The sequence below is a fragment of the Bradyrhizobium sp. AUGA SZCCT0169 genome, from assembly GCF_018130085.1.
Lineage (GTDB): Bacteria > Pseudomonadota > Alphaproteobacteria > Rhizobiales > Xanthobacteraceae > Bradyrhizobium.
In genome coordinates this window covers 1-13,828 of record NZ_JAFCMC010000009.1, presented here as the reverse complement: position 1 = coordinate 13,828, position 13,828 = coordinate 1, and the positions used below count along the sequence as shown (strand labels likewise).

At 63.1% G+C, this 13,828-nt stretch carries 13 protein-coding genes; 10 read left to right on the top strand and 3 right to left on the bottom strand.

Going from position 1 to position 13,828, the window contains the following annotated elements; all coding sequences use genetic code 11:
• Positions 1 to 77: 77 nt before the first annotated feature.
• The 3 genes from JQ609_RS12935 to JQ609_RS12925 form a co-directional block, all read right to left on the bottom strand.
• A complete protein-coding gene (locus tag JQ609_RS12935; RefSeq protein WP_212273704.1) occupies positions 78 to 1,406 on the bottom strand; it encodes a dicarboxylate/amino acid:cation symporter in 1,329 nt (442 codons plus the stop codon).
• A 116-nt stretch (positions 1,407 to 1,522) separates the two neighbouring features.
• On the bottom strand, positions 1,523 to 2,074 hold the full coding sequence (locus JQ609_RS12930) for a biotin transporter BioY (protein WP_212273809.1): 552 nt from the start codon (positions 2,072 to 2,074) through the stop codon (positions 1,523 to 1,525).
• Positions 2,075 to 2,183: 109 nt separating this feature from the next.
• Positions 2,184 to 3,371, bottom strand: coding sequence for a pyridoxal phosphate-dependent aminotransferase (locus JQ609_RS12925; RefSeq protein ID WP_212206724.1), 1,188 nt, complete (start codon positions 3,369 to 3,371; stop codon positions 2,184 to 2,186).
• A gap of 237 nt (positions 3,372 to 3,608) precedes the next feature.
• On the opposite strand from JQ609_RS12925, the gene JQ609_RS12920 reads away from it, so the two are divergent.
• The 10 genes from JQ609_RS12920 to JQ609_RS12875 all read left to right on the top strand — a co-directional run bounded on the left by JQ609_RS12920 (position 3,609) and on the right by JQ609_RS12875 (position 13,696).
• Positions 3,609 to 5,009, top strand: coding sequence for a M48 family metalloprotease (locus tag JQ609_RS12920; RefSeq protein WP_212273703.1), 1,401 nt, complete (start codon positions 3,609 to 3,611; stop codon positions 5,007 to 5,009).
• Between the two features lie 114 nt (positions 5,010 to 5,123).
• Positions 5,124 to 5,891, top strand: coding sequence for a DsbA family protein (locus JQ609_RS12915; protein ID WP_212273702.1), 768 nt, complete (start codon positions 5,124 to 5,126; stop codon positions 5,889 to 5,891).
• A 137-nt stretch (positions 5,892 to 6,028) separates the two neighbouring features.
• Positions 6,029 to 6,961, top strand: coding sequence for a hypothetical protein (locus JQ609_RS12910; protein WP_212273701.1), 933 nt, complete (start codon positions 6,029 to 6,031; stop codon positions 6,959 to 6,961).
• Between the two features lie 200 nt (positions 6,962 to 7,161).
• The gene (locus JQ609_RS12905; protein WP_212206716.1) at positions 7,162 to 7,881 is read left to right on the top strand and encodes a DUF1236 domain-containing protein; all 720 of its coding nucleotides are present in this window, start codon (positions 7,162 to 7,164) and stop codon (positions 7,879 to 7,881) included.
• 233 nt (positions 7,882 to 8,114) lie between these two features.
• Positions 8,115 to 8,582, top strand: coding sequence for a type II 3-dehydroquinate dehydratase (gene aroQ / locus JQ609_RS12900; protein WP_212273700.1), 468 nt, complete (start codon positions 8,115 to 8,117; stop codon positions 8,580 to 8,582).
• A 56-nt stretch (positions 8,583 to 8,638) separates the two neighbouring features.
• A complete protein-coding gene (gene accB, locus JQ609_RS12895; protein WP_212273699.1) occupies positions 8,639 to 9,130 on the top strand; it encodes an acetyl-CoA carboxylase biotin carboxyl carrier protein in 492 nt (163 codons plus the stop codon).
• Positions 9,131 to 9,154: 24 nt separating this feature from the next.
• Entirely contained in the window at positions 9,155 to 10,516 is a 1,362-nt protein-coding gene (gene accC, locus JQ609_RS12890) for an acetyl-CoA carboxylase biotin carboxylase subunit (RefSeq protein ID WP_212206696.1), read from the top strand.
• A gap of 122 nt (positions 10,517 to 10,638) precedes the next feature.
• A complete protein-coding gene (locus JQ609_RS12885; RefSeq protein WP_212273698.1) occupies positions 10,639 to 12,171 on the top strand; it encodes a CHASE3 domain-containing protein in 1,533 nt (510 codons plus the stop codon).
• On the top strand, positions 12,168 to 12,608 hold the full coding sequence (locus JQ609_RS12880; RefSeq protein ID WP_212206692.1) for a response regulator: 441 nt from the start codon (positions 12,168 to 12,170) through the stop codon (positions 12,606 to 12,608). Before JQ609_RS12885 ends, JQ609_RS12880 begins: the two co-directional genes overlap by 4 nt.
• Complete coding sequence (locus tag JQ609_RS12875; protein ID WP_212273697.1) at positions 12,605 to 13,696, top strand: sensor histidine kinase; 1,092 nt, start codon at positions 12,605 to 12,607, stop codon at positions 13,694 to 13,696. Before JQ609_RS12880 ends, JQ609_RS12875 begins: the two co-directional genes overlap by 4 nt.
• Positions 13,697 to 13,828 lie beyond the last annotated feature (132 nt).

Below are 13,828 nucleotides of genomic sequence, written 5' to 3'. Positions count from 1 at the left end.
GAATTCAAACGGAAAAACCGCCCGGCAACACCGGGCGGTTTTTTGTTGCAACAACGCGATCCTTAAAAAAGCGATCGTCAATCGGTCGTCAGCGCCGTCTCCATGTCGGTCGGATCGATCTGCCTGTTGAGATTGGCGTGCAGCTTCTCTTGATCGAGTTCGCCCTCCCACCACGACACCACGACGCAGGCGACGCCGTTGCCGCAGAGGTTGGTCAGCGCGCGGCACTCGCTCATGAACTTGTCGATGCCGAGCACGATGGCCATGCCGGGCACCAGCCGCGGATCGACCACGGCGAGCGTCGCCGCCAGCGTGATGAAGCCCGCACCTGTGATGCCCGAGGCGCCCTTCGAGGTCAGCATCGCCACCAGCAGGATGGTAATCTGCTGGCCTATCGTGAGATCGAAACCGAGCGCCTGCGCGATGAACAGCGTCGCCAGCGTCATGTAGATGTTGGTGCCGTCGAGGTTGAACGAGTAGCCGGTCGGCACCACGAGGCCGACGACCGACTTGGAACAGCCGAGCCGCTCCAGCTTTTCCATCAGCGACGGAAGCGCGCTTTCGGACGACGAGGTGCCGAGCACGATCAGGAGTTCGTCCTTGACGTAGGACAGAAACTTGAGAATCGAGAATCCGACCATGCGCGCGATGGTGCCGAGCACGACCAGGACGAACAGCGCCGCCGTGAGATAGAAGGTCGCGATCAGCCCGATCAGGTTCACGATGGCGCCGGTGCCGAACTTGCCGATCGTGTAGGCCATGGCGCCGAACGCGCCGATCGGCGCGGCCCGCATCACGATCGCGATCACGCCGAACACCGCGTGCGCGGCGTCGTCGATGAAGGAACGCATGGTATGGCCCCGCTTGCCAAGCGCCATCAGCGAAAAGCCGAACAGGATCGAAAACAGCAGCACCTGCAGGATTTCACCCTGCGCGAACGCGCCGACGACGGTATCGGGAATGATGTGCAGGAAGAAATCGACGGACTTCTGGGCCTCGGCCTGTTTGGCAAAACCGGCGACCTTGGCCGCGTCAGCCATCGCGCCGCCGAAGCCGTGGCCCGGCCTGACCAGATTGCCGACGAGCAGCCCGATCACCAGCGCAAAGGTCGAGACGATTTCGAAATAGATCAGCGCCTTGATGCCGATGCGGCCGACCTTCTTGGCGTCCTGGATATGGGCGATGCCCGACACCACGGTACAGAAGATGATCGGCGCGATCACCATCTTGATCAGTTTGATGAAGCCGTCACCGAGCGCCTTGATCCAGTCGTTGGTCGCCAGCGCCGGCCACAGCCAGCCGACCAGCGCACCGAGCACGATGGCGATCAGCACCTGGACGTAGAGGATTTTGTACCAGGCCTTGCCTGCGCGCACCGGCGCGTCAGCCGCAATCGTTGCCGCCATGACGTATATTCCCGTTCGACCTGCGGCGTTCTGCCACACCTCCGCCCGCTAGCACAGCCAAATTATTTCAGCCAGCAGAAATCAGGGGCATTGCTGCGGGGTCCGAACGGGATCGGTCAGCGGCGGTCGAATGGGCGCCGCAACAAAGGCATGAGCGTAGCGCCGAGCGCGTTCTTGATCAGCGACGCCGCGACGAACGGCGCTATTCCAACCAGCCACGCCTTTTCAACGCCGAGCTTGATGCCAAATGCCAGCCAGGCAAACCCGGCCGCAAGAATGATGATGTGGCCGAGTCCCATGGCGACGAAAAGCAGGGGTACTGACCGATCCCAGCCACGCTCGCTCAGCCATCCCGTGACGAAGGCCGCCGCCACGAAGCCGTAGAGATACCCGGCCGTGGGACCGAGCAACGGCGCAAGACCGCCGGTGGGGCCCGCGAATACCGGAAATCCGATCGCGCCTTCGGCGAGATAGGCCACGATGGTTGCGCTGCCGAGGCGCCAGCCATAGGCCGCCCCGATCATCAATACGACCAGCGTCTGCAGCGTCATCGGCACGTAGGGCAAAGGCAGATTGACCTTTGCCGACAAGGTCAGCAACGCGGTTCCCAATGCAACCAGGATCACGCCGCGCAACAGACCGGAGCGATCTGCAGGATGCGGCCACAGAACGGCGGCGAGCGGAAAATGCGGTGCAGCGACAGGCTGAGATGTGTCGGACAAGATGGTTCCCCGATCTAAATGGCAGATATGGATGAGTGATGGTGGCTGATGCGCCCTACCCGAGCCACTTCGCGATTCGGCTCACGGCTTCGCGCATCTCGTCGGAAGAGCGCGCATAGGAGAAGCGCACGAAGGCGCGTCCATGGATCGGGTCGAAATCGACGCCCGGCGTGGCCGCGACGTGGGCTTTCTCCAGCATCCGGCTGGCGAATTCAAAGCTGTCGGATGTGAACTGCGAGACGTCGGCATAGAGATAGAACGCGCCGTCGGCCGGCAGGAAATTGGTCAGGCCGGCCTTCGGCAATCCATCGATCAGGATGCGGCGGTTCTCCTGATAGCCGCGCTTGATCGCTTCCATTTCCGCCGCCCCCTCGAACGCGGCCTCGGCTGCGATCTGCGACAGCGTCGGCACCGAGATCGACAGGTTCTGCTGCAACCGCTCGATCGGCCGCACCAGCGGCTCCGGCACCACCATCCAGCCGACGCGCCAGCCGGTCATGCAGAAATATTTCGAGAATGAATTGATCACCAGCGCCTGCGGCGACAACTCGGCGGCCGACACCGCCGGGAACGCGTAATCGAGACCGTGATAGATCTCGTCCGAGATGAAGCGAATGCCGGCGCTCTCGGCCGCCGCCATCAGGCTGGTGAGCGCCTCCCGCGACATCATGGTTCCCGTCGGATTGGCGGGACTGCCGACCAGCACGCCCTTGAGGGGCGTCTTGCGATGCGCCGCCAGCAAGGCTTCGCCGGTCAGCGCGTGGCGTGTCGCGCTCGTGGTCTCGATCAGCACCGACTCGCAGCCGAGCGCGGTGAGGATGTGCCGGTACGGCGGATAACCGGGCACGCTCACCGCCACGCGGTCGCCCGGTTCGAACATCGCAAGAAAGGCCAGGATGAAGCCGCCCGACGAGCCCGTGGTGACCACGATCCGCTCAGGATCAACGCTACAACCGTAAGTATCGCGGTAGTGCCGGGCGATGCGCGCCCGCAGCGAGGGAATGCCGAGCGCGGAGGTATAATCAATCCGGCCGTCGTCGAGCGCGAGACGCGCCGCCGCCAGCGCGGTCTTCGGAGCGGGCGCTGCCGGCTGGCCGACCTCCATGTGAATGACGTGGCCGCCGGCCGCCTCGATGCGGGCCGCCGCCGCCATCACGTCCATCACCATGAAAGGTGGAACATCGCTCCGGCTGGAAGCCGTTAGCAGGGTGTTCGCAGCGTCCCTAAGAGTCGATTCGAGCATCGCTATCTGCAATTTGATCGGTCAAGGCCGATTTCGAGTTCCGGCACCCGTTACCGCCCCAGACTGGCCGTATTCGGTGGCTCCTTATAGCGCTTTCAAGCCAAGTGGATACTGGTCCGCGGGAAGAAAAAAAGCGTCAAAACAAGAGACTGGCGTTCGGTTCTGATCTAATCAGGGCTGCTCGGCCCGAGCGCCGATGACTGCCAGTTTCGCCGCCAACGCCCAATAGATCGCTTCATGTTGTTCCGCCTCGCGCACCGCAAAACGACGCTGAAACTGACCGCCCTCGCCACGGCGGCCGCGCTTGTCATGACGCCGACGCTCGCGGCGGCCCAGAACAAGGGCCCCCCGGTGCTGCGCGATACCGAGTCGGAGCAATTGCTGCGCGACTACACAAGGCCGATCCTGCGCGCCGCCGGCATGGAGAAGCAGAACATCCAGATGGTGATCATCAACGAAGGCGTCTTCAACGCTTTCGTTGCCGACGGCCGCCGCATCTTCGTCAACTACGGCGCGATGATGCAATCGGAGACACCGAACCAGATCATCGGCGTGCTCGCGCACGAGACCGGCCATCTGGCCGGCGGTCACCTCTCAAAACTTCGCGAGCGGCTGGCGGAAGCGCAGACCCAGATGATCATCGCCATGCTGCTCGGCGCCGGCGCCATGGTGGCGGGCTCGCGCGGTGGCGGCAACAGCGGGCTGGCCAATGCCGGCGCCGCCGCGATGTCGGCACCCGCCGAGGTGATCAAGCGCACTCTGCTTTCCTATGTGCGGCAGCAGGAGGAAAACGCCGACAAGGCCGGGGTGAAATTCCTCAATGCCACCGGCCAGTCGGCCCGCGGCATGTTTGAGACCTTCAAGCGCTTCTCCGATGAGAGCCTGTTCGCGGCGCGCGGCGCCGACCCCTACGTGCAGTCGCACCCGATGCCGGCCGAGCGCGTCCGCGCCCTGGAAGAGCTCGCGCGTTCCAGCCCCTATTGGGACAAGAAGGACGACCCAGCCCTGCAAATGCGCCACGACATGGTGCGCGCCAAGATCTCCGGCTTCATGGAGCGGCAGGACACCGTCTTCCGGCGCTATCCGCTGTCCAACACCGGCGTGCCCGCGCGTTATGCGCGCGCCATCACCACCTATCTGCATGGCGACCTGCGCAGCGCGCTGGCCCAGATCGACAGCCTGATCCAGCTGCAACCGGCCAATGCCTATTTCTACGAACTCCGCGGACAGGCTTTGCTGGAAGGCGGCAAGCCGGCCGAGGCCATCGCGCCGCTGCGCAAGGCGGTACAGCTTTCCAACAACGCCCCGCTCATCGAGATGCTGCTTGGGCAGGCGCTGGTGGCGTCCGACAACAAGGCCTACACCGAAGAGGCGATCGCCATCCTGCGCGCGGCGCTGGCGCGCGAGACCGAAGCCCCGATCGGCTACATGCAGCTCGCGATGGCCTATGGCCGCAAGGGCGACTACGCGCAGGCCGATCTGGCATCGGCCCAGGCCGCGTACCTCCGCGGCGACAACAAGACCGCGCGCGACCTCGCCTCGCGGGCCAAGACGCGGTTCGCGATCGGGACCCCGGGATGGGTCAAAGCTGACGATATTGTGAGCGCCAAACCGCTTCCCGGCCAAAGAAGCAACTAGCGCCGCTACCGGAAATAAACTGAGTTGCACGACAACCGAACCTGGACACCAAGCGTATTCCAAGTGCCGGCCTTCATGAGAACGGCCCGGAACTCGCCACCCAAGGATTTACCGATGCCTTTGCTCCGTCACCTTGCTTCCGCCCTGTTCGCGATCGCCCTGTGCGGCGCGTCGCTGCCGGCTTCCGCGCAGAGCTTCTCCGATGTCCAGCGCAAAGACATCGAGACCATCGTCCGGGAGTACCTGATCGCCCATCCCGAGGTGCTGGAAGAGGCGATGGCCGAACTGACCAGACGCCAGTCCGCCGCCGAAGCCGAGAAGCATCAGGCCAGCATCGCCAAGAACGCCAATGCGATCTTCAACTCGCCGCGCAACGTGACGCTCGGCAACAAGGACGGCGACGTCACCTTCGTCGAGTTCTTCGATTACAATTGCGGCTACTGCAAGCGCGCGATGCTCGACATGATGGAATTGATGAAGGGCGATCCCAAGCTGAAGGTCGTGCTCAAGGAATTCCCGGTGCTGAGCACAGGTTCAGTCGAAGCCGCCCAGGTCGGGGTCGCGGTGCGGATGCAGGATCCGACCGGAAAGAAATATCTCGACTTCCATCAGAAGCTGCTCACCGGCCGCGGTGCCGCCGACAAGGCCCGCGCGCTTGCGGTCGCCAAGGAAGCCGGCCTCGACATGGCCAGGCTCGAAAAGGATCTGGCAAGCCCCGAAATCCGCGCCACCCTCGAGGAGAACATGAAGCTCGCCGAGGCCATGGGCATGAACGGCACCCCGAGCTATGTGATCGGCAAGCAGGTCGTGATCGGCGCAGTCGGCGTCGAGACCCTCAAGGAAAAGATCAGCATCGCCCGCTGCGGCAAGGCGACCTGCTGAAGCCAGACGCCCTGTATCATTCGACGGACAAAATCCGGCTGCATCGCAGCCGGATTTTTTTTGCCGCATGCCTGCTGCGGCTGAACCGCGGCGACGCTACCAGGCACTAAGAGGGCTCGCACCAACAGGACCCCCGCATGAGCCTGACGCCGCCAACCACCGCCTACGACCTCGAACTCCTCAAGACCGCGCCCGCCCGCGGGACCAATACCGATCACGGCTGGTGCTACGGCCTGCCGCCCGGAATTAGGGAGAGCCAATGGCCGCTCAGCCCGTATGACGGCTTTCCGATGCAGCCCTGCTTCACGCTGAAGCTGCCCGAGCAGTATCGCACCAAAGGCGCGGACTATGTCGCGCTCACGATGTTCGCCGATCAGCAGCATGACGAGCCGAGCGAAGTCGAGACGATCGCCGAATATCTCACGTCGGAGGCATCGGACCGTCCGGCCGATCCCGATCTGTTGCCGTTCTGGCTCTACAAGCAGAACCGGCACCGGATGGAATTCCGGATGAAAGACGTCATCGACCACAATTTCGCAGCGATCTGGCTGACGGAAGTCGAGTTCGCAGGACCGCTGTGTCAGCCCCCTCGCCTCGCCGGCAACGCGCTGCTGCAAGCGAATCCGGCGCCGCCCTGGCTTGAGAGCGGTTCGGCGCGCGCGGTTTTCGATCTTCAGATCGGCAGCTATGACAGCGTCGATGAGATCGCCAACAAGTACTGGTACCGGCTGTTCGGGCGCGTGCCCGAGATCGGCCACCACGCCTACGGCATTGCGGTCGCGGTGCGTGACGGCGATCCCAATGTCGGCCGTCCGCCGCGCGACAAGCTGTTGCACAAGGATGAACTCGGCGATTACATCGCGCCCTACAGCAAGGGCGCCGAGCGGTTCGAACTGGAGCGGCTGTCCGGGCGCAATCATCTCGGCGGCACGATGTTTCCCTGCCAATGGACGCCGAAGTACAGCGCGACCTATCTCGAAATCGAAGAGCATTTCGGCGGCTTCAATTTCGGCGGCGGCAACGCTCAGCTCGATCTCGAAACGATGGAGTTCGACTGGGCCTGCGGTTAACAGCATTTTCGAGCGAACGCCTGCCCCGAACTTGATGCGGGGGGCAACGGTTCGGGTCAAGAAAACGCGTCTTGCCAAGTTGAGTTTCAAATTCACCCCGCATTCATCAAACTAATCTGATGGAACCGCGATTGGGCAGGAACATCGCACATCTCCTTTCGTTGTCGGTGCGGGCAATGCATCCACGTGAGGAGAATTCTATGTCTAATCGTTTTCTGATTTCAGCCGCCGTCGCGGCACTGATCGCCGGAACGGGCTTTGCAAATGCGCAGGGCACCGGCATGAGCAAAGAGTCGCCGTCGGCTGGTCCCGCGACCCAGCAGACCGCGCCGTCACCGGGCGGAGCCGGGTCGGGCACGATGCAGCGCGATAGCGGCGGCGCTTCCGACATGAAGGGCGCAAAGGGCGCGGAATCCAACGAGAAGATGCCGTCGAGCAAGAGCGCTCAGGACACCAAGTCGCCCGCCGGTGAGAAGAGCATGCGCTCCGAGACCGAACCCAAGGGCGGCAAGGACATGAAGGCCGAGGGCCGCGACAGCAAGACCGGCATGGACTCCAAGAGCGCAACCGACAGCAAGGGTGCGGCGGACAGCAAGACCGGCACGGCCCAGACCGACAGCAAGTCGGGCGCCACCACCGGCAACGCCGCGACTTCGGCAACCGCAGCACCTCCGGCTGAAAAGCGCTCGCAGATCACAACCGCCATCAAGTCGGAGACGAGCATCCGGGAAACCACCAACGTCAACTTCAATATCTCGGTTGGCACGCGGGTTCCGAGCTCGGTCACCTTCTATCCGCTTCCGCCGCGGATCGTCGAGATCTATCCGGAATGGCGCGGCTATCAGGTCATCCTGGTCAAAGGCCGCTATGTGATCGTGCGCCCGCAGACGCATGAGATCGTCTACATCATCGAGGGCTAACGTCCTTCGCAGTGACGGCAATTGGGGGGTGGGCAGCAATGCCCGCCCCTTTTGCGTCGGGACTTCGGGCTCTTTAACCTTGGTTAATGAGTGATTTCCGTAGGTTCCATAGGCCTTTTTACGAACCGGTTGAGGCGCTTGAAGGGTGTTCAAAACCCCCATCAGGCTTCCCCTTGGCCGCGTTGTTACCTATAACCCCGCGACCTACCCGCCCCCTTTTGCTGGAATTCTGGATGGCCCAGGCCCCTGCCCCGACAATCCTCGTCCTCAACGGCCCGAACCTCAATTTGTTGGGGACGCGCGAGCCCGAGACCTATGGCCATGCCACTCTCGCCAATGTCGAGAAATTGTGCGCGGAGACGGCGACGCAATTCGGCCTCGTGGCCGATTGCCGGCAGTCCAACCGCGAAGGCGAGCTGATTGATTTCATCCACGAGGCCCGCGCCAAGAAAATGGTCGGCATCATCATCAATGCCGGCGGCTATTCCCACACCTCGATCGCGCTGCATGACGCGCTGGTCGGAGTGAAAATCCCGACCGTTGAAGTGCACATCAGCAATATTCACGCTCGCGAGAGTTTCCGGCACCATTCGTTCACGGCCAAAGCCGCCTTCGCATCGCTGTGCGGGTTCGGGATCGACGGTTACCGGCTCGCAATCAACGGCCTTGCCGCCAAAATCGGCGTCAAGGCAAAAGCCTGATAATCAAAAGCCTGGCGCCTCAGCCGTCATCCCCCAGAGAATTCCGGACCCCGCATATGGCGAGCAAGCCTGACACCAAATCAGCCGCAAATTTCAAGAGCGACGACAGTGCGCTGATCCGCGAACTGGCGTTGCTGCTGGACGAAACCAGCCTCACCGAAATCGAGATCGAGCGCGCCGGCCTGCGGGTGCGCGTGGCGCGCAACATCACCGTCACAGCTTCGATGCCGGGCAATTACCAGCAGGCCCCGTCGGCACACGGGGCACCGGCCGCGAACGTGACGCCGGCGGCGATCGCCGATCTGGCCAAACACCCCGGCGCAGTCCCCTCGCCGATGGTCGGCACCGCCTACTCGGCGCCCGAACCCGGCGCCAAACCATTCATCGAGGTCGGCACCAAGGTGTCGGTGGGACAGACCCTGCTGATCATCGAAGCCATGAAGACGATGAACCAGATTCCATCGCCGCGCGCGGGCACCGTGACGCAGATTCTCGTCGAGGACGGCCAGCCGGTCGAATTCGGCGAGCCGTTGGTGATCATTGAATAGAATCCGTCAACGTCAGGCGCTGCGATGTTCGACAAGATCCTGATAGCCAATCGCGGCGAGATCGCCCTTCGCGTGCTGCGTGCGTGCAAGGAACTCGGCATCTCCACGGTCGCCGTGCATTCCACCGCCGACGCCGACGCGATGCATGTGCGGCTTGCCGACGAAAGCGTCTGCATCGGGCCGCCGCCGTCAAAAGACAGCTATCTCAACATCCCCTCGCTGCTCGCGGCCTGCGAGATCACCGGCGCCGATGCGGTGCATCCCGGCTACGGCTTCCTGTCCGAGAATGCCCGCTTCGCCGAAATCCTCGCCGAGCACAATCTGCATTTCATCGGCCCGAAAGCCGAGCACATCCGCCTGATGGGCGACAAGATCGAAGCCAAGAAGACCGCCAAGAAGCTCGGCATTCCCGTGGTGCCCGGCTCCGATGGCGCGGTCGGCCCCGAAGACGACGCGATGGCGATCGGCAAGGCGATCGGGTTTCCGGTGCTGGTCAAAGCCGCTGCCGGCGGCGGCGGACGCGGCATGAAAGTCGCGCACACGGCCGATGAGCTGTTGATGGCGCTCTCGACCGCCTCCAACGAGGCCAAATCCGCGTTCGGCGACGCTTCGGTCTATCTCGAGAAATATCTGACCAGGCCGCGCCACATCGAGATCCAGGTGCTGGGCGATGGCCGCGGCGGCGCCATCCATCTCGGCGAACGCGACTGTTCGCTGCAGCGCCGTCACCAGAAGGTCTGGGAAGAAGGCCCCTCACCGGTTCTCTCTGCCGCCGCACGCGCCAAGATCGGCGCCACCTGTGCCAAGGCGATGCAGGACATGAAATATCTCGGTGTCGGCACCATCGAGTTTCTGTACGAGGACGGCGAGTTCTATTTCATCGAAATGAACACCCGCATCCAGGTCGAGCATCCCGTCACCGAAAGCATCACCGATATCGACCTCGTGCTGGAACAGATCCGCATAGCCGCCGGCGGCGACCTGCCGGCGACGCAGGACGAGATCGCCATCATCGGCCACGCCATCGAATGCCGCATCAATGCGGAAAATCCGCAGACGTTTCGTCCCTCGCCGGGCAAGATCACGCAATTCCATCCACCCGGCGGCCTCGGCGTCCGGATCGATTCCGCCGTCTATCAGGGTTACGTCATCCCGCCCTATTACGACTCGCTGGTCGGCAAGCTGATCGTTCACGGCAAGACCCGCGGCGAATGCCTGATGCGGCTGCGCCGCGCGCTGGACGAGATGGTGGTCGAAGGTATCGAGACCACCCTGCCGCTGTTCCGCGCCCTGGTCCGCGAGCCCGGTATCATCGACGGCGACTACCACATCCATTGGCTGGAGCAGTATCTCGCCGGCCAGGCCGAAAAGACCAAGACTTCCTGAGTAACGCCCTGAACCGGCCCCTTTTGCCCGTGGAACCAATCGTTCCCCCTGGGCGTTGAGCGGTATTGGGGGCCTGTCTGGCAGGGGCGGTTTGTTTCGTTTGTTCATGACGCGAGATCATTGTGAACACTAAAGCCCAGCGCCGCCGCGCTTTGGGGCAAATCCTGCTGCTTGCGGCGGGATTTTCGGTGCTGGTGGGGATCAGCGCCTTATCGGTCATTCTCGTTCATGAGGCCCGCAAGGACAGCGGCAAGGTCGTGCATACGGTCGAGGTCGAGAACCAGCTTTCGACGTTGCTGTTGCAGATCCGCCGCGCCGAAAGCTCGGCGCGCGGCTATCTCCTGACCTCAGAGCCTCGCTTCCTGACCGAGCACGAGTCCGCCACCGCGACCATCCTCCCCGATATCGACAAGCTGATCCGGCTAACCTCGGACAATCCGGTCCAGGCCGAGAACGCCCGGCGGCTGCGGCCGCCGGTCGAAGCCCGGCTTGCCGAATTTGCCAAGGCCATCGCATTCGTCAAACGCAACGACCTCGCCGGCGGCATCGCGATGCTGCGTGAGGCCGGCGCCAGCGACGCCGTCCAGAAGATCGGCGACCTCAGCAACGCGATGCGCGCCGAGGAGAACCGGCTGTTCGCCCTGCGCACCGCGACCGCGGACCGCACGCAGCAACTGGCCTCGGCGGTGACGGTGGCGGGTTCCGGCCTCGTGATCGCGCTCGCCGGCATCTCGATCTTCCTGGTGCGCCGCTCCTCGCGCGCCCGCGACGATGCCGAAACCCAATTGCGCGACAACAATATCCACCTCGAAACCACGATCGACGAGCGCACCGCCGATCTGCGCGAAGCCAATGACGAGATCCAGCGCTTCGCCTATATCGTCAGCCACGATCTGCGCTCGCCGCTGGTGAACATCATGGGCTTTACCAGCGAGCTCGAGGAACTGCGCGGCGACATCTTCAAGCGGATCGCGACCCTGGCGCGCGCGCAATCGGCCGCGCCGGCGACGGCTGACAACGCCACCGATAGCGCCGAGCCCGTCCTCGAAGGACCCGACAAGCAATTGTCGGAAGACTTCACCGAGGCGCTGGGCTTCATCAAATCCTCGATCGCCAAGATGGACCGGCTGATCTCGGCCATCCTCAACCTCACCCGCGAAGGCCGGCGCGAATTCGAACCGGTGCGGATCGAAACCCGCGAACTGATCGAGGGCATTGTCGCGACGGTGGCGCACCAGGCCGCTGAAGCCGAGGCCCAGATCCGCATCGAACCGCTGCCGAACATCGTCAGCGACCGCCTGGCGCTGGAGCAGATTTTCTCCAATCTGATCGAAAATGCACTGAAATACCTCAAGACCGGCGTTCCCGGTGACATCCAGGTGCGCGGCCGCACCAAACTCGGCTTTGCTATTTTCGAGATCACCGACAATGGGCGCGGTATTGACCCCAAGGACCATCAGCGCATTTTCGAGCTGTTCCGCCGCGCCGGAACCCAGGACAAACCTGGGCAAGGCATCGGCCTTGCGCACGTCCGCGCGCTGGTGCGGCGGCTCGGCGGAACCCTGTCGGTCGCCTCGGAACTTCACAACGGCAGCACATTCACGATTACACTGCCGATCAATTGGACCATTCGTAACCGGAACACACAGTCATGAGTAATCCAGTCACTATCATCATGATCGAGGACGACGAGGGCCACGCCCGCCTGATCGAGCGGAACATCCGCCGTTCCGGTGTCAACAACGAGATCATCCCGTTCACCAGCGGTACAGCCGCGCTGAAGTACCTGTTCGGCAAGGATGGAACGGGCCTTGTTCACAAGGGCAACGCGCTATTGATCCTGCTCGATCTCAACCTGCCCGACGCGTCGGGCATCGATATCCTGAAGCAGGTCAAGGACAACAAATATCTTAAGACGACCCCGGTCGTGGTGCTGACCACCACCGACGATTCCCATGAAATAAAGCGTTGCTACGACCTCGGTTGTAACGTGTACATCACCAAGCCGGTGAATTACGAAAGCTTCGCCAACGCCATTCGCCAGCTTGGCCTGTTCTTTTCCGTCATCCAGGTACCGCCAGCCGCCACATGACAACAGCCACGCCGACACTGCTGTATATCGATGATGACGCCGGGTTGGCGCGGCTGGTCGATCGCGGCCTGACGCGGCTCGGCTTCAAGGTGGTGCATGCCGCCGATGGCCAGCAGGGCCTCGACCGGCTGGCGCAAGGCGGCATCGACGCCATCGCGCTCGACCAGTACATGCCCGGTCTCGACGGTCTCGAAACGCTGGAGCGGATTCTGGCAATCCCGGGTGCGCCGCCGGTGGTATTCGTCACGGCCTCGCAGGATTCGGCGATTGCCGTCACCGCGCTGAAGGCGGGCGCGGCGGACTATCTCGTCAAGGACGTGCAGGGCGAGTTCATTCCCCTGCTCCAGGTCGCCGTTAACGGCGCGCTGCGGCAGGCGGAGATTCAAAGAGCCCGCGACGAGGCCGAGGCCGAAGTCCACGCCTCGCGCGACCGCTACGCGGCGCTGGCCGCCGAGCGCGAGGTGCTGCTGCGCGAAGTCAATCACCGCGTCGGCAACTCTCTGCAGATCATCGCCTCGCTGCTGCACCTGCAGGCCAATTCCGCCGTCCAGGACGACGTCAAGGCGGCGCTCACCAATGCGATGGGGCGCGTCGCCGCGGTCGCCCAGGTCCATCGCCGGCTCTACACCTCGCACGATCTGAAGAGTGTGCTCTTGAACCAGTATCTCGAGGCGCTGCTGGAGGACCTGCGGCGCTCGGCCGAGGGCAATCGGATGTCGCGGCTGACGCTGAAGGCCGAGCCCATCGAGATCGACCCCGACCGTGCGGTGGCGATCGGCATCATCGTCAATGAGCTGATCATGAACGCCGTCAAATACGCCTACCCCGACGGCGCCGGCCCGATCCACGTCGAGCTCAAGCCTCTCGGCGACGAACTCCTGCTGTCGATCACCGACGACGGCGTGGGCCTCAACGTCAAGGCCGACCCGCGTTCGACCGGCATGGGACAGCGCATCGTCTCGGCCATGGCATCAAAGCTCGAAGCCGACGTCGCGCGCGATCCCGATCATGCCGGCACCAAGATCGTGCTGCGCTTTGCCCGCGTCAACAAGTCGGCGCCGCGGCCGAATGAAGCCGCGGCCGGGTAATATCCTTTTGCGGAATTTGAACCGCGACCTGCAAAAAGAGCGCTCTGGCGAGCTTTAAAGCGGGATGGAGTTAGGTTGAATCGATTTGGGATTCCCAAATCAGTAGGTTTCTGATTCACCATGCTGGCTGGA